Origin of the sequence: Haloarcula sp. NS06 (assembly GCF_051122755.1) — an archaeon.
GTDB lineage: Archaea > Halobacteriota > Halobacteria > Halobacteriales > Haloarculaceae > Haloarcula.
Genome location: NZ_CP184844.1, coordinates 1,266,306 through 1,284,948, shown reverse-complemented (window position 1 = coordinate 1,284,948; position 18,643 = coordinate 1,266,306). Strand labels below are relative to the sequence as shown.

Annotated in this window: 14 protein-coding genes and 1 pseudogene; 6 read left to right on the top strand and 9 right to left on the bottom strand. The window is 64.1% G+C overall.

The genetic code is table 11. The annotated features are described in order from the left end of the window. Positions 1 to 96 precede the first annotated feature (96 nt). Positions 97 to 909, top strand: coding sequence for an Sjogren's syndrome/scleroderma autoantigen 1 family protein (locus tag ACODNH_RS10355; protein ID WP_306710003.1), 813 nt, complete (start codon positions 97 to 99; stop codon positions 907 to 909). On the opposite strand, the pseudogene ACODNH_RS10350 reads toward ACODNH_RS10355, so the two are convergent. The 4 genes and pseudogenes from ACODNH_RS10350 to ACODNH_RS10335 all read right to left on the bottom strand — a co-directional run bounded on the left by ACODNH_RS10350 (position 906) and on the right by ACODNH_RS10335 (position 6,648). Next, a pseudogene (locus ACODNH_RS10350) lies at positions 906 to 3,403 on the bottom strand (DEAD/DEAH box helicase). The gene ACODNH_RS10355 and the pseudogene ACODNH_RS10350 overlap by 4 nt on opposite strands. 66 nt (positions 3,404 to 3,469) lie before the next feature. After that, on the bottom strand, positions 3,470 to 4,069 hold the full coding sequence (locus ACODNH_RS10345; protein ID WP_306709999.1) for a dolichol kinase: 600 nt from the start codon (positions 4,067 to 4,069) through the stop codon (positions 3,470 to 3,472). After that, complete coding sequence (glyS, locus tag ACODNH_RS10340) at positions 4,070 to 5,806, bottom strand: glycine--tRNA ligase (protein WP_434531341.1); 1,737 nt, start codon at positions 5,804 to 5,806, stop codon at positions 4,070 to 4,072. Further along, positions 5,803 to 6,648, bottom strand: a complete 846-nt coding sequence (locus tag ACODNH_RS10335) for a CBS domain-containing protein (RefSeq protein ID WP_306709995.1) — start codon at positions 6,646 to 6,648, stop codon at positions 5,803 to 5,805. Before ACODNH_RS10335 ends, glyS begins: the two co-directional genes overlap by 4 nt. Before the next feature lie 373 nt (positions 6,649 to 7,021). Here ACODNH_RS10335 and ACODNH_RS10330 point away from each other — a divergent pair, with 373 nt between their 5' ends. Together ACODNH_RS10330 and serA are read left to right on the top strand one after the other, a co-directional pair. Further along, complete coding sequence (locus ACODNH_RS10330; RefSeq protein WP_164734753.1) at positions 7,022 to 7,189, top strand: DUF7556 family protein; 168 nt, start codon at positions 7,022 to 7,024, stop codon at positions 7,187 to 7,189. A 146-nt stretch (positions 7,190 to 7,335) separates the two neighbouring features. Continuing rightward, positions 7,336 to 8,922, top strand: a complete 1,587-nt coding sequence (gene serA / locus ACODNH_RS10325) for a phosphoglycerate dehydrogenase (protein WP_434531340.1) — start codon at positions 7,336 to 7,338, stop codon at positions 8,920 to 8,922. A 32-nt stretch (positions 8,923 to 8,954) separates the two neighbouring features. Here serA and ACODNH_RS10320 read toward each other — a convergent pair whose 3' ends face one another. The 5 genes from ACODNH_RS10320 to ACODNH_RS10300 all read right to left on the bottom strand — a co-directional run bounded on the left by ACODNH_RS10320 (position 8,955) and on the right by ACODNH_RS10300 (position 14,803). Continuing rightward, the gene (locus ACODNH_RS10320) at positions 8,955 to 9,170 is read right to left on the bottom strand and encodes a hypothetical protein (RefSeq protein WP_434531339.1); all 216 of its coding nucleotides are present in this window, start codon (positions 9,168 to 9,170) and stop codon (positions 8,955 to 8,957) included. A gap of 93 nt (positions 9,171 to 9,263) precedes the next feature. After that, positions 9,264 to 13,451, bottom strand: coding sequence for a DNA-directed DNA polymerase II large subunit (locus tag ACODNH_RS10315; protein WP_434531338.1), 4,188 nt, complete (start codon positions 13,449 to 13,451; stop codon positions 9,264 to 9,266). 1 nt (position 13,452) lies between these two features. Next, on the bottom strand, positions 13,453 to 13,875 hold the full coding sequence (locus tag ACODNH_RS10310) for a PPC domain-containing DNA-binding protein (RefSeq protein ID WP_306709985.1): 423 nt from the start codon (positions 13,873 to 13,875) through the stop codon (positions 13,453 to 13,455). A 189-nt stretch (positions 13,876 to 14,064) separates the two neighbouring features. Next, the gene (locus ACODNH_RS10305) at positions 14,065 to 14,574 is read right to left on the bottom strand and encodes a 2'-5' RNA ligase family protein (RefSeq protein ID WP_306709983.1); all 510 of its coding nucleotides are present in this window, start codon (positions 14,572 to 14,574) and stop codon (positions 14,065 to 14,067) included. A gap of 40 nt (positions 14,575 to 14,614) precedes the next feature. After that, entirely contained in the window at positions 14,615 to 14,803 is a 189-nt protein-coding gene (locus ACODNH_RS10300) for a DUF7554 family protein (protein WP_005536815.1), read from the bottom strand. Between the two features lie 158 nt (positions 14,804 to 14,961). On the opposite strand from ACODNH_RS10300, the gene ACODNH_RS10295 reads away from it, so the two are divergent. From ACODNH_RS10295 to ACODNH_RS10285, 3 genes are all read left to right on the top strand, one after another. Then, complete coding sequence (locus ACODNH_RS10295; RefSeq protein ID WP_306709978.1) at positions 14,962 to 16,056, top strand: helix-turn-helix transcriptional regulator; 1,095 nt, start codon at positions 14,962 to 14,964, stop codon at positions 16,054 to 16,056. A gap of 137 nt (positions 16,057 to 16,193) precedes the next feature. Beyond that, on the top strand, positions 16,194 to 16,979 hold the full coding sequence (locus ACODNH_RS10290; protein WP_306709976.1) for a hypothetical protein: 786 nt from the start codon (positions 16,194 to 16,196) through the stop codon (positions 16,977 to 16,979). Between the two features lie 400 nt (positions 16,980 to 17,379). Beyond that, positions 17,380 to 18,642, top strand: a complete 1,263-nt coding sequence (locus ACODNH_RS10285) for an argininosuccinate synthase (RefSeq protein ID WP_306709974.1) — start codon at positions 17,380 to 17,382, stop codon at positions 18,640 to 18,642. The last annotated feature ends 1 nt before the right edge of the window (position 18,643 follow it).

Here is an 18,643-nt window from a genome sequence, read left to right as displayed (position 1 = left end):
AACGTGTCGAAACCCCGATTCCGCCGCGCATCGTTCAGGCGGTCTCGACGTCTCGCACCCGTAAACTGTTTTCAGCCCCGTGGCGTTGTGACTCGTATGAGCGACTTCGACAAGGAAGCCGAACGTGAGAAACTCCGCGAGAAGTTCGAAAAAGAGGAGGACAACCGGGCGGCGACCGAGCAAATGAGCGAACTCCTGTTGAAGGGTGCGACGATGACGAACGCCCACTGCAGCGAGTGTGGCGACCCCATCTTCCGCTATGACGGCCAGGAGTTCTGCCCCACCTGCCAGAAGCCGGTCGCTCGTGACACGCAGGCTAACGGGGCGGACCCGTCGGATGCTGACGAACAGGAGGGTCAGGTCGACGACGGTGACCAGATTGAGGTTGCCGACCCCAGCGGCGAGGCCCATGTCCAGTTTGGCGATGCTGACGAGGAAGCGGCCGAGAGTGTGGCGGACGCGACGGACGAACCCGCCCAGCAGGAGACTGCACACACCCAGGCCGATGCCGCTTCACACTCTCCCTCCGAACCAGCATCGTCGACGTCCGACTCGGCCGCTCCACCCGAAGCGGGGGGTAACCAGCCGACCCAGCAGTCCAGCCACTCGGAGCCAGCGCCACAGACTGCTCGAACAGGTGTTTCGTCGGAGCCTAGCAGCCGAACTGCTAACGACCAGCCGCGTGGGACATCGTCACAGAACCCCCCTGTTTCCGCTCGACAGACCCAGTCGACCGATAGTCACACAGACGATATCGCGGCGAACATGGATGCGGCGTCGGCGCTACTAGCCGAGACTGCTCACCGTTTCGCCGAGCGCGCTGCGGCGACCGAGAACCCACGTGAGGCTCGCGAACATCTGCAGGCGGCCCGAGAAGCAGCGGAAGCGCTCGATGCAGCGCGGTTCTAGGGTTCGTAGTCGCTGGCGATGACTTCCCGAATCCGGTCGGCTGTTACATCGCCGATACCGGACACGTCCAGCAGGTCGTCTTTGTCGGCGGTCATCACCGCTTCGACGCTCCCGAAGGCTTCCAGTAGCGTGCGCGCGGTCACCGGCCCGACTTCGGCGATTGAAGCGACGACGTACTCCTGTTGCTCGGGGAGCGTCTTGGACTGTTTTTCGCCGTGGACGCTCACCTCGCGGTCGGCTACCTCCTGTTCCCGTCCGGCGATGACTTCCAGCAGATCGGCGGTCTCGTCTTCGTCGCTGGTCCGGAGAACGCTCGCGCCGAAATCGACCGCCAGCGATGCGAGCGCCCCCTGAATCGCCTTGTGATGGACGTTTCGCGCGCCGAAGAGGTCCTCACCTTCGATGATGACGACGGGCCGACCGTAGTTGCGTGTGGCGTCCCCGACCTGTTCGAACATCGACCGGTCCCCGCCAGTCAGCGTGTCCATGAAGTCAGCGACGGTCTTTCGCTCGATGACCACCCGGTCCGAGAGGACATAGTCGCCGACGGCCAGCGTTTCGAGTCGGGTCTCGATTCCGTCCCGTGTCGAGAGGTCCCGGGCGATGTTCGAGTCGAGTTCCCGCTGGTCGGCGACGATTTCGACGGGGTCGTCCTCACTGTCGCGGCCGGCGCTGGCGACCGTTCCCTCGTCGTCGGTCGCCTCGTCCTGCTCTCCGCTACCAGCCTCCTCGTCGTCCGGCGCAGACGACTCCGCCGCGAAGGCGTCCAGCCCGGCTTGGCCGTCCCCGCTGTCGCTCCCATCGGCAGACTTGTTAGCTGTGCTACCCCTCCCGTTTCCAGTGGAGTCCGACTGCCGTGTGGCGGTTTCCGCTTCGTCGGTTCCACTCGAAGCGGTCCCCTCGGCGTCCTCGTACTCGTCGAGACCGGTCTGGTCGAGGCGGGCCTCCAGTTCGCCGGCGACGCTTTTGAGTTCGTTCAGCTCGCGTTTCATCCGCTTCTGGTCGTTGCGGGCCTTCCAGAAGTACGCCTCGTCGCGGGTGTCCTCGGCCAGCAGGACGACGACGCGGCCCTCGGCCTGGCGTCCGGTCCGCCCCTTCCGCTGGATGGCCCGAATCGCGGTCGGGACTGGTTCGTAGAACAGTACGAGGTCAACCTCTGGCACGTCCAGCCCCTCCTCGGCGACGGATGTCGAGACGAGCACCTCGAACTCGCCGTTGCGGAACCGGTCAAGCGTCTCCTGTTGCTGGGTCTGTGTCATCCCCTCGCTGCCGTCGGTGTCGCTCTGGCCGACGAACTTCTGTGTCGTGAAGTGGTCCGAGAGGAAGTCAACGAGCGTCTCAGCCGTATCGCGGGACTCGGTGAAAACGATAACGCGCTCGCCGTTCTCGATACCGAGCGTCTCCGCGAGCAACATCCGGGTCTGGCGGAACTTCGGGTGCAGGTCGTTGTAGGACTCGGCTTTCCGCATCGCTTCGCGGACTTTCGGCTCGCTTACAAGGCGCTGATCGGCCTTCGATGCCCCGGAGGAGCGAGCAGCCTCCTTCAGGCGCTCGAAGTACCGCCGCAGGGACTCGACGCTCTGGGTCTCGACGTAGGTGACGGCGGTCCGGAGCTTGCGGATCTCGGCGAGGAGGCTCATCCCCTGATACCCCTCGCTCTGGTCGTTGTTCATCAGGTCCCGGAGTTGACCCTGAATCTGTTGTATCTCGCGCTCGGAGATGTCCGCCGAGGACTTGTTCGTGACGCCGAGTTCCTTCAACTGTGACAGGCGGTCTTTGATGACCTCGTTGATGGCGTCGCGGATTTCCACGACAACCTCGGGGAGTTCGATGCGGTTCCAGTCGACGCTGGTGTCATGGGTGTACTCGGCCACGTCGGCGTCGTTTTCGGTCATCACGGCAACGTCGGACAGACCGAGGTTCTCACACACTTCGAGGATGGCTTCTTCATCGTCCCCGGGGAAGCGCTCATCCCCGTTACCAGCGGGTTCTCGGCGTCGGCGTGGTAGCGGTCGGCGATGTAGTTGTAGGCGTAGTCGCCAGTCGCTCGGTGGCACTCGTCGAAGGTACAGTGAGTTACGTCAGCAAGGGAGATGCGGTTACCGACGAGGTCGTTCTCAACGACCTGCGGCGTCGCGATGACGATGCGGGCGTCGTCCCAGAGCGCTGCCCGGTCGTCGGGTCGGACCTCGCCGGTGAACACGACGACATCCTCGTCGTCCAGTTCGAGCGCCTCGCGGTAGAACTCGGCGTGTTGCTGGACCAGCGGCTTCGTCGGGGCCAGCATGAGTGACTTCCCGCCGACGGCGTCGAGTCGCTCGGCGGTCACCAGCAGCGAGACAGTCGTCTTGCCCAGTCCGGTCGGCAGACAGACGAGCGTGTGGTCGGCGCTCGCCGTCTCCGCCAGTTCAGTCTGGTAGCGGCGGTTCTCTAGGAACTCCGGCGTCACCAGCGGGCGCTCGACGTGCTCGCCACCGGCGTCGGTGGTCGCCATTACCCACGCGTTTGTCCCGCCGGTGGTTAAGCGTTCAGATACCGCGGTGAAAGTGAACGAGCGGGTTCAGAGTCCGATCCCGGGCAGGTACTGGACGCCGACCCACATCGCCAGTGCGCCAAACACTGGAATCGAGAAGTTGTCGTCGACGACGTAGCCAGCGATTCGTGGCTTGACGCCGTCGGCGAACGTCGCCGCGACGCCGCCGAGGACGGCGGCGGCAGGAGGCACGAACGGTGCGGCGAGCAGCGTACAGACGCCGAACATCACCAGCAGGACCCAGGCCTGTTTAATGTTGCTGGCGTCGCTGGAGCCCAGCAGGCCGCTGATGGGGTCGCCGATGGCAAGCATCAACATCGCTGGGACGGCGACCGTTACGCTCATACTCGGGAGTTCGACGGCGAAAGCGACGATGGCTATCCCGACGATGTACAGCGCGTAGCCGGCGGGGTTGTCCTGCTCGTACTCGCGGGTGAGCCGGTCGTACACCACCCAGTCCAGTCCGGTCGTCAGCCGTACGGCTTCGAGAATCAGGACGACGGCCAGCGCGACGGCTAAGAACGCCTGTACCACGCGCCACGTGATCAGGTCCGGGCGGAGCAGATGCGCCAGCGGCACCGTCGCGCCGGTGACGTGGACGAGACGCCGGGCTACCTCGTCGGCCATCTACAGGTCGTCGAAGGTTAGCTCGCCGCTTGCCAGCCGTTCGAGCCGGTCGGCGAGCCCGTCGATGGGGAGGCGCTTCTGCTCGGTCGTGTCTCGTTCGCGCACCGTGACCTCGTTGTCCTCTAAGCTCTCGTAGTCCACAGTGACGCAGTAGGGCGTGCCGACCTCGTCCTGTCGGCGGTAGCGCCGTCCGATGGCACCGGAATCGTCGTAGGTGACCGAGAGGCCGGCGGTTCGGAGGTCCTCGGCGATGTCGGTGGCGAGGTCGGCCATCCCGTCCTTGTCCATCAGCGGGAAGACGCCGACCGTCGTCGGTGCCTGCTCCGGCGGGAGGTCGAGGTATGCCCGCTCCTCGCCGTCGACCTCGTCGGTCTCGTAGGAATGTGCGAGGACGGTGTAGATGATGCGGCTCACGCCGAAAGAGGGTTCGACGACGTGCGGGCGGATGTGCTCGCCGTTCTCGGTGACCTCGTCGACGCTGAAGTTCGTCTTGTCGACAGGAACAGTGTGGGACTCACCGTCGACCTCGACGGTGACCTCGTCGCCGTCGAAGGCGTCCGGATTCCGCTCGGCTAGCGCTTCGAGCGCGTCGGCGACCGCGCCGGCCGACCCGCCGAACTCCGGCCCGAGGTAGCCCATGTCGGGGTCGACGGTCGCCCGTTCGGCGGTGATCGGTTCGTCGTACTGCTTGAAGACGGTGTAGTCCTCGCCGGAGTGCTTGGCGTGTTTCGAGAGGTCGTAGTCGCCCCGGTAGGCGAACCCGGTGATCTCGATCCAGTCGCCGTCGACCTCGCTCTCTGCGTCCCAGCAGTCAGAGGCGTAGTGAGCGCGCTCGCCCGCGAGGTGCTGGCGGTAGCGGAAGCGGTCCATGTCGACGCCGATGCGCTCGTACCACTCCTTGGAGACGCCCAGGTAGTAGGCGACCCACTCACTTTCGACGACGCCCTCGTCGACGGCCTCGCGAACGGTGAGTTCGCGCTGACCGCCGTCCTCTGCCTGTTGTTCGGTGGCGGAGTACAGCGGCAGTGTCACGCCAGCCACTTCGTCAAGCGGCGGTTCGTCTTCCTCGGGGTCGATGAAGTGTTCGAGTTCGGCCTGGGTGAACTCCCGGACGCGGACGAGCGATTTCCGGGGTGAGATCTCGTTCCGGTAGGCCTTCCCGATCTGGGCGACGCCGAAGGGGAGCTGATTCCGGGCGTACTCGGAGAGCTGTGGGAACTCGACGAAGATGCCCTGTGCGGTCTCCGGGCGGAGATAGCCCGGTGACGATGACCCTGGGCCGATGTTGGTCTCGAACATCAGGTTGAAGTTGTCGACCGGCTGGTCGGCTAGGGACGTGTAACAGGAGGGACATTCGATGCCGTGGTCGGCGATGAGGTCCATTACCTCCTCGTTGGGAAGTGACTCGGCCTCCTCGATGTCCGTGTTGTCCTCGACGAGGTGGTCCGCGCGGTGGGTCGCGCCACACTCGCCGCACTCGACGATCATGTCGTCGAAGCCGTCGAGATGCCCAGACGCTTCGAAGACGGGTTCGGGCATCACGTCGGGCGCGGAGATCTCTTGGTGGCCTTCCTTGACGACGTAGCGGTCCCGCCAGGCGTCCTCGATGTTTGATTTCAGCGCAGCGCCCTGTGGCCCGTAGGTCCAGAAGCCCGCCGCCCCGCCGTAGGCGCTCGAAGAGGGGAAGTAGAAGCCGCGACGCTTGGCCAGCTCGGTAAGTCGTTCGCCTTCGCTCATAGGCCTCGCAGCAGGTCGATATCCCGTACGATGCCGGTGAGTTCGTCACCAGACAGCAGCGGGATCTGCTCGATGTCGTGCTCGATCATCAGCTGTGCCGCCTCCTCAGCGGTGCGGCGCTTGTTCACCGTCACGACGTCGGCGGTCATGAACTCGCGGACGGGCTCAGCCGGGAGTTCGACGTTACGGGTGGGCATATACCGTCCGCCGACGGCTTTGATCCCTTCCCAGGCCCAGTCGTCGTCTTGGTTGGCGATGGAGTCGCCGGTGTCGTCCTCGCCCTCGACGACGCGGGCGACCGCGATGATGTCGACCTCGGTGAGCATCCCCGACATATCGCCGTCGTCGCCGAGCACGATACCGTAGGGGACGTTCGCATGGGAAAGCTCCCGTTCAGCGACAGTCAGCGGCGTGCCCTCGTACACGCAGTTGATGTCGCGGTTGGCAAGTTCGTCGACGATCTCGCCGCCATCGACGTCGCCGTTGGCGATGGACCGAATCACATCGGTCACCGTGATGATTCCTTTGAGTTGGCCATCGACGATGGGGAGGCGTCGCTCGCCGTCCTCAACCATCATCTGTGCGGCGGCCTCGATGGACGTGTCTCCGCTGATTGTCGGTACTTCTTCCACGAGGATCGCGAGCTGGTCCTCGTCGGGACTCTCGATGAGCGCATCGCGTGAAATAATCCCTCTGAACTCCTCGCCGTCGTCGGTCTCCTTGATAACCGGGACCGACGAGAAAGCCTGCTCCTGGAGGTATTCCAGTGCGTCATCACGGGTACCAGGAATAGTAACCGTGACAACCTCCGAGCGTGGCGTCATAGCGTCTGCGACGTTCATACTGCCAGAACTTCCTGCCCGCATCTACTAAGTCCTTAACATCCGTCCGTTTTCGACATTCAGGTGGCACGCTCGGCGGCCATCGGTTATCCTTGATTGACGTACAGGCGCTATCTTGGAAACCGAACGACCGCACCGCCTCGGAAACAACTACGTCTTCTGCCATATCGACCTCTCGTATCTGGGCTTGAACAAAAACCCGGACACAGGTACTGATGGTTGAAATATAAGGCTCTATGTGTGCTGTCCTATGGTCCACTCTGTCCCAGTCTTGACAAAAGACGAACTATTGTCAGACAGTTGGGTCTGGGTCATACTGTTCCCCTCTATGGGTTTCGCTAAATTTTTATATGGTTGTTACATATTATCATGCATGGAGTCGGATACTGTCGTTCCGGTCGAGATGGCTGCGGACGGAGACATCATGGCGTCCGTCGAAGAGGGTCCAACGGACCAGTTTATCCTCGCCGACGTGACCCGAGATGACGCCTATCTCACAACCCCGCTCGCGGACGCTGCCTCGCTTCCGGCTTGGCGATAGGTCGCAATCTGTCAGTTCATTTTTTGGGTGGCTCTACCCGAGACAATACTGTCCCAGTGGCGCTGCTGCTCTGAGCTGAGTCCCCGTACGCAGTTGCTCGGACGGAGAAAACAAGCGTTATGCCGCCCCAGTAAGTTCGATTCGGTATGAAGGTACTCGTTACGGACCCTATCGCTGACGCCGGTCTCACGCGACTCCGTGAGGCGGGCCACGACGTCGAAACAGCCTACGAGGTCGAGGGCGACGCCCTCCTCGATGCGGTGGCCGACGCGAACGCGCTTATTGTCCGCTCGGGCACCGAAGTCACTGAAGAAGTGTTTGCGGCCGCGTCCGACCTCATCATCGTCGGCCGGGCCGGTATCGGCGTTGACAACATCGACATCGACGCCGCGACCGATCACGGAGTCATCGTTGCCAACGCCCCCGAGGGCAACGTCCGCGCCGCCGCGGAACACTCCGTTGCGATGGCGTTTGCCACCGCTCGGTCCATCCCACAGGCCCATGACCGCCTGAAAAGCGGTGAATGGGCCAAAGGCGAGTTCCTCGGCACGGAAGTCAACAACAAGACGCTTGGCGTCGTCGGCTTCGGCCGCGTCGGCCAGCAGGTCGCCAAACGGCTGGGCGGCCTCGGCATGGACATCGTCACGTTTGACCCCTACATCAGTCAGGAGCGCGCCGACCAGTTCGGCGCGGAGCTGGTCGACGACCTCGAGGACTGTCTCGCCAAGTCCGACTTCATCACGATCCACACGCCATTGACCCCCGAGACGGAGAACATGATCGGCGAGGATGAACTCGCCCTGCTCGACGGTGGCTACGTCGTCAACTGCGCCCGCGGGGGCATCATCGATGAGCCGGCCCTTGCTGAGGCCGTCGAGGACGGCGTTCTGAAAGGCGCTGCACTCGACGTGTTCGGCGAAGAACCCCTGCCAGACGACAGCCCGCTCCTCGATGTTGACGACATCATCGTCACGCCCCACCTGGGCGCGTCGACGGAGGCGGCACAGGAGAACGTCGCTACCTCCACAGCCGACCAGATAATCGCCGCGGCCAACGGCCAGCCCGTCGCCAACGCCCTCAACGCGCCGTCGCTGGACGAGGCGACGTTCAAACAGGTCGGGCCGTACCTCGATCTCGCCGACACTGCTGGTCGCATTGCGGTCCAGCTGTTCGGCGGCCATATGTCCGAAGTGCAGGTCACCTACGCTGGCGACATCGCTGAGGAAGACGTGGAGTACGTCACCGCCAGCGCGCTGAAGGGTGTGTTCGCGCCCTCGGACCTGCAGGTCAACGCCGTCAACGCCCCGCAGATTGCCAAGGACCGTGGCATCGACGTGACCGAGTCCAAGACCCGAACCTCCGAGGACTATCAGAGCCTCATCACTGTCACCGTCTCGGACGGTGAGGAATCTGTCTCCGTCTGTGGGACCCAGTTCGGCGGCGAGGAACCCCGTATCGTCCGTATCGACGACCACCGAATCGAGGCGGTGCCCCACGGGCACATGCTGGTCGTCCGCAACCGCGACGAGCCCGGCACTATCGGGTTCATCGGGACGGTTTTGGGCGAGGCCGATATCAACATCGCCGGGATGTTCAACGGCCGCGAGACCATTGGCGGGGAGGCCCTGTCCGTCTACAACCTCGACGAACAACCGCCACAGGACATTATCGAGCGGCTTAACGGCGACAGCCGCATCATCGAAACGACCTACGTCGAACTCGGCGACGAGTAACACAGCAGAATTTTCCGACAGCCAGTTACAGGTTATTCCCCGTTGAGAAGGCGCTCGTACCGGTCGACGACAGCCTGACGATGCTCGCGTTCCTGTTCGAGCGCGGTTTCCAGCGTGGCCACCTGTGAGCGCAACAGCGCGATCTGTATCTGATAGATCGTACTGGGTGTCTGCCGGGGTGACGGTAACGGGCTCCCCGACCGGTCCCCGGAGTCGAACGACGGCGCTGAATCGCGGGACGAGGCCATACCCGTGACAGGACCGCCACAGGCAAAAACACCCGTCGGACGGCTGTCACGCGTTCGTCTGTCACCCTGAGAAATCCGGGTGACCGTTGTCGCTCACATGAAGTCCGCGATACCTGACTGCTTGTTGTGGTCGTTCTCGAACACCGACTCGATCTTCCGTTCGAGAATCTTGAGCCGCTGTTTCGTGTAGTCGCGGGCACCGAACTCGTCGGCAACGCGGATGGCCGTGTCGATGTACTTGTTGACCGACCCCTCGTGGACGGTGAGGTTGACTCGGCCGCCACACTCCCGGCAGTCGCCGGTCAGGGGCGCGCGGCGGAACGATTCCCCGCAGTCCAGACAGCGGACCTCCTGTCTGGAGAACGCCCGGAGGTTCCCGATGAGGTCTGGCAGGAAGTGGTACTCGATGATGCGCTCGGCCACGTCGCTCTCGACGACGGCCCGCAGTTTCCGAGAAATCTCCAGTTGGGCGTCCATCTTGTCCTCCATCGAGCCGAGCGTCTTGTACGCCGAGAGGTCCGGCCCGGCGGCGATGTTCGCCGTGTCGTGGGTGTGGCGGAACTCGGTGTACTCGCGGTCGGTCCCCAGCGTCTCCTCGGCGATTTTCATCACGTCCTCGACCTCGGTCGGGTCTTTCATCTCGCGGGTGGCCTCGTAGAACTCCCGGGGATAGGCGTCCATGATGTCCATGTTGTGGGCCTCGTCGTCGATCTCGCTGGGGTCGATACGCGATGACATCACCAGCGGGGCGTCCATCTGTCCGCCACGCTGGTTCGGGAGGTACGACTTCGAGAAGTTCAACAGGCCGTCCATCAGGAGCATCACACAGTCCTCGTCGCCGTCGCACTGCCCGACGTAGGTCCCTTCGACGGCCACCCGATGCGTGTCGGCGACCGTGAGACAGTAGACGTGGTCGATGTCGCTTTCGACGTACTCGACAGCTTCGACGGTGTCTGTGGGTGCTGCGCCGTCAGTGGCTTCCGTCGAGGCTTCGCCGCGTGCTGTCATCGTGGTCGTCTCGCCGCCGTCGTATGCGGGGAGATTGTCACCGGAAGTCAGGTCGCTGGCCGGGACCTCCTCGATCCCATCTTGACCGGCCCGGAGCATCGTGTGGTCGGGCGTGACACGGAGCGTCCGGTCACCGACGGTTACTTCGACGAGGTGGTCCGGCGCGGGGTGTTTCGAGACGGCGTCCACGGGCTGGCGACAGGGACCGTCATCATCCAATGACGACACGGTGAGGTCGCCGTCCAGTTCCTGCACGAGCGTCCCGAAGTCGTCTTCTTCGGGGTCGTGCAGCCGGTTTTCGACCAGTTCCTCGATGGTGCCGTATTCCCAGTTGCCACCCTCATCCTCGTACCACAGCCGGGTGTCCGGATGGAAGCAGTTCCGTCGCTTGGCGGCGTGGAAGTACGGATGCGCGTAGCCGACGGCGGCGGAGGTGAAGCCGACCACGCGGCCGACCGTCGCCGCGCTGGTGTGGGGGGCCATTCCGAATACGAGTTCGCCGACGAGGTCCTCGCGGTCGTCGAACTCGTAGAACCGCTCCAGCCCGTAGTACTGCTCTAGAAGGTCGTCAACGAAGCGGGCGGTCTGGAGCATATGCTCGGCCGCGCCGTCTGAGAGGACGATGTCCTGTACCTTTAGCTCGACCAGTTGGTCCTCGTGGGTTAGCGGGTCGCCGTGGATGTCCTCTGTATAGCCCAGTCCCCGTAGTCGCTCAGCGGAGACGTCCAGTTCCGAGGCCCGGACCCCCGTCACGGGAAGGTCCGTCATGTCGTAGCGGACCGTGCCGTCCTTGAACGCCGAGACGTCGTGTTTCGCCCGGAGGATACCCTTCTCCATCGGCTCCGGGACTTTCTCCTCGGATGTGAGCCCCTTGACCGCTTTCAGTTGCTCGAAGGCCGTCTCGCGCTCGCCGACGTTCTGCAGGGCGTCCCGATACGCTTCCTGCAGGTCGAGCACCTTGTACTGGGTCGGCGAGGCGAGCGTCTCACACCGGGAACACTCCGCGCGGCCGGACTCGTCGCGCTCGACCTCGGTTTCGCAGTCGGGGCAGACGTACACCGGCTCGGTGGTCCCGCCGCATTCGGCACAGTTCGCCTGATGGGTCTCGCTCCCGCAGCTGGGACAGCGCCGCCGGGCTACTTCCACTTCGACGCGGCCGGGCGTGTCGCTCATGTCGTCGGCGTGTTTCGTCGCCTTGGCAACGTCCCGCTGTGCGCCGCCGGCCTCGCCGATGGGGCTGAGTGTGTGGACGGCCGGCGAGAGGTCCCGACGCTCTGATTTCTCGGGGCGACCCATCCGGTTGCCAATGCGGGTCGGGGCACGCTCTCGGACCTGGAACGGCGCGATCTCATTGACCGCTTTGATGGCGTTCTGGCCGTCTTCTTGCTCGGCGTCCTCGGCAACGCCGATGGCGTCGACCGACTCGCTCTCGCCGTAGGTCCGCGCGTGCTCGGAGAGTTCCGACGGTGCCCAGTCGCGCTCCAGCGACCGGGAGAACCCGAGTGTCCGCACCAGCGGTACCCAGTCGGTGACCGTAATCGTGTCCTCGTCTTGTGTGTGCTCGATGAGGAGGTGTTCCAGTGTCTGCTGGACGGCGTCGCTCCGTGGAAGGATAAGCGCGCCGTCGTCGCTGTGTGCGTCGCCCGCCGTGCCGTCCATCTCCGGGTCGGCGTACGCACCGTCGGTCTGCGCGACCTGTGCGTCCTCGACGGCGTCGGCGAGCGCACACATCTGGTCGACGCTTACGTCGTGCCAGAGGTAGGTGTATTTCGGGTGCAGCGGGGCGTCGTACTCGGTTGCCCATTCGATGGCTTCCTCGGCGCTCGGGTCCGTGAGATCGATGTGGGGTGAATCCTGCATCGCCTGCACGTCCGCGCCGGCAGCGTCAAGATCCTGCTCCCACCACTCGACAGTGTAGGAGGCCGGTGCGAGTGGGTGGTTGTTCTCGACGAACTCGCCGTAGTTGACCAGGTACTCGCCCAGGTCGAGTATTTTTTCGACGCCGTTGCGGACTGCCAGTGCCTCTTCGGCATCGTCGATGCGGCGCACGTCGCCGTTGGCTAGGCGCACGGTCGGCCCCTCGATAGTGTCGACCGGCACGACGCCGGCGGCTTTCCCCGGCCGCTCGGTCTTGATCTGGGTCCCGGTCGCGAGGAAGTCGTCGACGAGATGCATCGTTGCCGGGTGGACGCCGGCGGTTGCGAAGCCGTGGTTGCGTGACCGGCCGTAGCGAAGCCGGAACCCGCCCGCCTTCGACGGGTGGGAGAACACCGGTCGGCCGGCGATGAGGTCCCGGAGGTATTTGTCGGCGGGGTCGACCCGCGGCGGTCCCGCCTGCCCGGCAGCGTCGTCCGCACCGTCGTCGTCCGCGCCATCGCCACCGTCGTCGTCGTTCGCCTCGTCTGCGCCGTCTTCCTGCCCGTCTTCGTCCTTGCCGATGGTCCCATCGATGAGGTCCTGCAGCCACGGCCAGTCGACCTCGTCTAAGTTCCGAGTATAGCGCTGGATCTTCGGCGCTTTCAGCGCGATCCCTTCGGCCAGTACCAGACACATCCCGCCACGCGGGGAGTTCGAGTCGACCCGTTCGAGGTCCCGATAGCCCGACACCTCTTCGTCGCCAGTTGCCTCGCCGTCGAGCATGATCGGCATATGCTCGGCGATGAATTTCGTCTCCTTCTCCTTTGGCGAGTACTGGAGGCCGGTGTCCTTGTCGTAGAGGTCGATCTCTTCGGCGTAGCGGCCGATCTCCTCCTCGCGGGCCTTGTACTGGTCGATGCCCAGCAGTGCACGAGCGTAGTCGGCGACCAGCACCGAGAGGGCCTGTGCAGTCCCGCCGGCAGAGCGGATCGGGCCGGCGTAGTAGACGTTGATGAACTCCGTGCCGTCGTCGTTTTCCAGCAGTTCCACGCGGTCGATGCCCTCGATCGGGGCGGCGACGACACCCTCGGTCAGCAGGGCAACAGCAGTCCGGACCGCGCCCTCAACTTTCCCCTCGCGGCTGTCGTAGTCGCCGACAGTCCCCTCGACGAAGTCCTCGACCAGTTCCAGCGCGGCCTCCTCGCGGGACATCTGCCCCTCCAGTTCCCGCACTCGCTCGGCAACGCCGTCGATGCCGAGGATGTTTTCGACCCGGTCGGCCATGTCACGAGCGGTCGGAATCTCGACTTCGGGCTTCGGGTCGCCACCGCGCTCTTTGGCCCGCTCGGCGACGTCGAAGGCGGCTTCGAGCTGGGTTTCGAGCGTTTCGAAGTACTGTTCGTCGGCCTCCCGCATCTTAGATATTCCAGAGGTCCAGGTCGGTCGGCTCGTCGTGCTCCCGCCGGAGTTCTGTATCGAACCCGCGGACGTACAGTTCACCCGCCCAGACGGTACCGGCGTTCAGGTGGCCGGCGACTGCCTCGCCGTCGGGCCGTGAGAGGACGGCGTGGGTATGGGCGAACCGCTCCCCATCGAGATGCGAGATATTGCCCATGCAGGCGGCGACCTCAAGCGGTTCGTCGAAAGTCAGTGAGTCGTATTCGGTCCGGTCTTGGTCGTAGAACATGAGTTCCGCGTCCTGCACTGCCCCAAGACCGTAGAAAAAGCCGGCGTCGATGTCCTGTTCGTCTGCGAAGGCCTCGATCTGCGCGCGCCAGTCCCCACCATGCTCCAGTCGGCAGACGAACTCGGACGTACTGTCGACTTCGCGGTAATCCATATCTGTACTGGATGGCAGGCCGCTCCAAAAGCGTTGCTTTCGGTCCAACCGTTTACATCCGAAGCCGAGACCACGGCCGCTGTGACATAGCCACGGCCCGGCGCGCTGAGCGGTTGTGCGGCACCACCGCGCCGGGGTCGACGTGTGCCGCCTGTTCGCCATTGTGCCAGGACAGACGACTGACCGGAGTTACCCCGGCAGCGACACTCGACTGACCGGCTGGTTCCGGTCGGCGTCGTAGAAGGCGAGTTCGTCGACGGTCCACCGGATCGGCTCGATGTCTCGCTCGACCAGCCGTGCGGCCGCGTCGCGGTCCCCGCCGCGGGCGACGGTTACGTGCGGAACGTACTCGTCGCCTTCCATCTCGTCGACCGGGTCGACCCGCTCGCAGAGCCGCTCGTGCAGGGCGACCAGTCCGGGGCTCTCGACGGCGAGATACACCACCGGCGACGGCCCGGTCACGGCCGTCTCGAACTGCTCGACGCCTGCAATCTTCGCCTCGAATGCCGGTTGGCCGCGAAGCGCCTCACGCCCCTGCGCTTCCAGTCGCGCGTAGGCTGTGTGGTCGCCGTCGCCCAGTCGCTTGGCGACCAGCGTGTGCTCGCCCCGTCCCCGTCGCTGTGCGAGCGGCAGGTCCGACGCGAGGTCGGCCGCCAGCGACGTGACTGCTGACGGGAGCGGGACGTTGATGCTGTACACAGTGAGCGGGTCGCTTGCTGTCGGGAAAAAGAGCGCGGTCCTACAGTCGGTCGACCAGCCACAGGACGATGAGAACGACCAGAATCACGCCGAGGAACGGCTGAAGTATGCCGAGCAGGCCAGTCAACAGCCCGAGTGCCGTATCGAGTACCTCGAGCACCAACCAGACAACAATGAGGACGAGGACAATCTTCAGCAGGGTGTCCACGTCGAGTTTTGCTCTGTCCATGCTCGACAGGACTCTCTCGCGGGGCAAACCCCTTGTGGCCGTGGGAGGTGGCGAGTCAGGCTCGGGCACGAGCGTGGCATGGGATGTAAGGTCGCTGAGTATCAGTTCACTCAATCGGCAATAAACGATATACCTGCCGAGGGGATAGCCGCGGTAGGATGGGTCGGAGCGCTGGAACGCTAGTAGTCGTCTTCGTCGCGGTAGCACTGCTTGTACCGACAGCGACCGGGGCTGGTTTCGGCAGCCTCGGCCAGCAGTCTGTCGACGCGGACGTAGTTGTGATGACCGCAGACGTGGGCCCCGATGGGACCGCCGACTGGACGGTCGCCTACCGTATCCGATTAGACGACGACAACGCCACGCAGGCCTTTGAGGACCTGCGAGCGGATATCCAGGCAAACCCTGCAGCGTACACGGAGCGCTTCGAGAGTCGGATGCAACGCACTGCTGGGGCCGCGGAGAACGCAACCGGCCGCGAGATGGCCATCGAGAACGTCTCCGTGAGCGCACGCGAGGAGACGTTCGGTCAGACGTACGGCGTCATCACCTACCGGTTCCAGTGGACGAACTTCGCTGGCGTCTCCGACAACCGCCTCGAAATCGGCGACGCGCTCTCTGGGCTGTTTCTGGACAGCGAGACCTCCCTGACTGTCCGCTGGCCGGCAGGCTATCAGGCCGACTCCGTCGCGCCACAGGCCGACGAACGGAAGAACGACTCTGTCACCTGGCGCGGCCAACAGACGTTCGGGGAATCGGAGCCACGAGTGGTTGTCACTTCGGGGGACAGCGCTGGCGGTGACAGTGGGTCGAACGGCCTCCTCGTCGGTGGAATCCTCGCGCTCGTCGGTATCGCCGCCGGGGCGTATGCCCTTCGACGATACGGCATCCTTGGCGGCGGTGAGCCAGCCGAACCTCCGGCGTCGATGGTTGAATCAGATGATTCAGAAGCGGAGGCCGCCGCTGGCACGGACGCCGACGCTGGCGCACCGCCGGCCGAACTCCTGAGCAACGAAGAGCAGGTCCTACAACTCCTCGAATCGAACGGCGGGCGGCTCAAACAACAGCAGGTGGCCGGCGAACTCGACTGGACCGACGCCAAGACGAGTCAGGTCATCGGCGGTCTGCGCGATGAGGACAAAGTCGAGACGTTCCGTATCGGCCGAGAAAACGTGGTGACGTTGCCGGACACTGACGTGACTGGTGGTGACGGCAGCGGGGGCGACGGAACCGACAGCGACGGCGAAACAGAGTAATAAAGGCACCGACCGTTCACCGGAACCTGTCAGTTGGCACGAGCGCAGTATTGCGGTTTTAATTCGGCTTAATCGGCGCTAACCCGGCATCACTGATGTCTGTTTATAGGGTCTTGGGTGGACAAGTAGTGGATATAATGAGACGAACGACTCCGGTAGTGCTGGCGCTGCTGCTCGTGGTGAGCACGCTCGCCGCGGTACCTGCCGCAACGATGGCACAGGAAACGGAAGCGGTGCCTGAACAGGCCGATGAGAACGCGACGGCTCCCGGCGCACAGCTGGCGGGCGTCGTCAGCGTGCAGGAGGCTGAACTGGACGGCGAGGTCCAGTCCCGGACGTTCGGCATCCGCATCGCGCAGGCGAACACCGACGATGCGAAGGCGTCCGTCGTCGCAGAGCAGGTGAGCGACTCCGAGTCCCGACTCGAAGAACTCCAGCAGCGCAAGCAGGCGCTGGAGCAAGCCCGCGAGAACGACTCGATGAGCGAGGGCGAGTACCGGGCGAAGGCCGCACAGCTCCACGCTGAAACGAAGAACGTCCAGCGACTGGCAGACGAGACGAACGAAACCGCCAGCCAGCTCCCTGCCGAAGCGCTGGAGAAGAAGGGCATCGACGCGGCGGCGATCAAAACCCTCTCACAGCGCGCGAGCGAACTAAGCGGTCCGGAAGTCGCCGCTATCGCACAGGGTATCGCCGGGCCGAACGTCGGGCAGCAGGCTCGACCTGACGTTGCCAGCGGCCGCGGCGGCGACGTGGCGAACCGAACCGAGATGGACGACCGTCCGGGGACCGGGCCGGAGCGGACCCCGGCGGGTGAACGGACGAACGATACCGATGCTACGCCAGCCAACGAGACGGCCACCGATGGCGGGGAAACCGAGCAGCCGGGTGGTGGGTCCGACACTACTGACGCTGGCCAATAACGCGAGAGAAGGCGAATACGCTGTTTGTAGTCTGTACCTGCCGATCTGTGTGCCGCCACTGGTCGCTACGGGCGACGTGATGGCTGCTGAGAATATGTGTCTGTTGCCCACACTCACACCACTGTGAACACGGAAGCTATTAGTACCCGAGTCACACAGCAGAAAGTACATGACGCGGACCCCCCTCTCCACGATGCTCGCTGCGGACAGCGAGGGGTCCCTCCGTTTCTCCCCACGACGACGACGACCGGGCCGTTTCTAGGCCCACTACTACTTACTCTTCACTCGACAGGTTCGTTTCGTCGCTAGACGCCGTCGTCGTCGGTTCGATGGGATACTCGATCTGTTGTTCGATCGAGAAACCGACAGGCACACCACGGAACCAATTCAGAACACATCCATGCCAGAAGGAAACGGAACCGTCGCGCTCGCTTTCTCGGGCGGGCTCGACACGACAGTTTGCGTATCGCTGCTGAAAGAAGAGTACGGCTACGACGAAGTCATCGGCGTCACCGTCGACGTCGGCCAGCCCGACTACGAGTTCGAGGAGGCCGAGGAAACAGCCGAAGCGCTGGGCGTCGAACAGCACGTCGTCGACGCAACCGAGGAGTTCGCGGACCTCTGTATGGAGGCCGTCAAGGCAAACGCCGACTATCAGGGCTACCCGCTCGGGACCGCCCTCGCGCGCCCGGTCATCGCCAAAGCCATTCTCTCGGTCGCCGAGGAGCAGGGCTGTTCGGCCGTCGCACACGGCTGTACCGGCAAGGGCAACGACCAGCTCCGCTTCGAGTCCGTCTGGCGCGACTCTGACCTCGATGTCATCGCGCCGGTGCGTGAACTCGGGCTCACCCGCGAGTGGGAAAACGAGTACGCTGCCGAAAAGGGCCTGCCCGTTGAGGGCGGCGACGGCGGCCGCTACTCAATCGATACGAACCTCTGGAGCCGCTCCATCGAGGGCTCCGAACTTGAAGACCCGAGCACCATCCCAGCCGACGACATCTACAAGTGGACCGAGAACCCCTCGGACAAGGACGCCGAACTCGTCGAGGTCGAATTTGAGGAAGGTGTTCCCGTTGCCGTCGATGGCGAGGAACTCGGCGGCGTCGAACTCATTGAACAACTCAACGAGCAGGCGGGGGCCCACGGCATCGGTCGCACGGACATGATGGAGGACCGTATGCTCGGGCTGAAAGTCCGCGAGAACTACGAACACCCCGCAGCGACGGTACTGCTGACGGCCCACGAGGCGCTCGAAGGGCTCGTCCTCACGCAGGAGGAGCGCCAGTTCAAGGCCCAGGTCGATCAAGAGTGGTCACAGAAGGCCTATCAGGGGCTCGTCGACGCACCGCTGACGGGGGCGCTCGAAGCGTTTATCGACGACACTAACGAGCGCGTCACCGGGACCGTTACGGTCAAACTCGAAGGCGGCCACTGCCGCCCGGTCTCGCGCGAATCGGACTACGCCGTCTACAGCGAGTCGGCAGCCTCGTTCAACGAGGAGGATGTCTCCGGCGGTATCACCCAACAGGACGCGACCGGCGTCGCGAAGTACCACGGCTTCCAGTCTCGCCTTGCGAACAAGATTCTGGACGACGCGAAGAAAGGGGCCGCCGTGACGGACGGCAGCGGCGACCACGCCGCGAGCGAGGATACGGAGGAGTAAG

Bases quoted from the DNA above. Each gene is read 5' to 3' on its own strand.
- ACODNH_RS10355 (WP_306710003.1), top strand. From the start codon at position 97: ATGAGCGACTTCGACAAGGAAGCCGAACGTGAGAAACTCCGCGAGAAG.
- ACODNH_RS10345 (WP_306709999.1), bottom strand. From the start codon at position 4,069: ATGGCCGACGAGGTAGCCCGGCGTCTCGTCCACGTCACCGGCGCGACG.
- glyS (WP_434531341.1), bottom strand. From the start codon at position 5,806: ATGAGCGAAGGCGAACGACTTACCGAGCTGGCCAAGCGTCGCGGCTTC.
- ACODNH_RS10335 (WP_306709995.1), bottom strand. From the start codon at position 6,648: ATGAACGTCGCAGACGCTATGACGCCACGCTCGGAGGTTGTCACGGTT.
- ACODNH_RS10330 (WP_164734753.1), top strand. From the start codon at position 7,022: ATGGAGTCGGATACTGTCGTTCCGGTCGAGATGGCTGCGGACGGAGAC.
- serA (WP_434531340.1), top strand. From the start codon at position 7,336: ATGAAGGTACTCGTTACGGACCCTATCGCTGACGCCGGTCTCACGCGA.
- ACODNH_RS10320 (WP_434531339.1), bottom strand. From the start codon at position 9,170: ATGGCCTCGTCCCGCGATTCAGCGCCGTCGTTCGACTCCGGGGACCGG.
- ACODNH_RS10315 (WP_434531338.1), bottom strand. From the start codon at position 13,451: ATGCGGGAGGCCGACGAACAGTACTTCGAAACGCTCGAAACCCAGCTC.
- ACODNH_RS10310 (WP_306709985.1), bottom strand. From the start codon at position 13,875: ATGGATTACCGCGAAGTCGACAGTACGTCCGAGTTCGTCTGCCGACTG.
- ACODNH_RS10300 (WP_005536815.1), bottom strand. From the start codon at position 14,803: ATGGACAGAGCAAAACTCGACGTGGACACCCTGCTGAAGATTGTCCTC.
- ACODNH_RS10295 (WP_306709978.1), top strand. From the start codon at position 14,962: ATGGGTCGGAGCGCTGGAACGCTAGTAGTCGTCTTCGTCGCGGTAGCA.
- ACODNH_RS10290 (WP_306709976.1), top strand. From the start codon at position 16,194: ATGAGACGAACGACTCCGGTAGTGCTGGCGCTGCTGCTCGTGGTGAGC.
- ACODNH_RS10285 (WP_306709974.1), top strand. From the start codon at position 17,380: ATGCCAGAAGGAAACGGAACCGTCGCGCTCGCTTTCTCGGGCGGGCTC.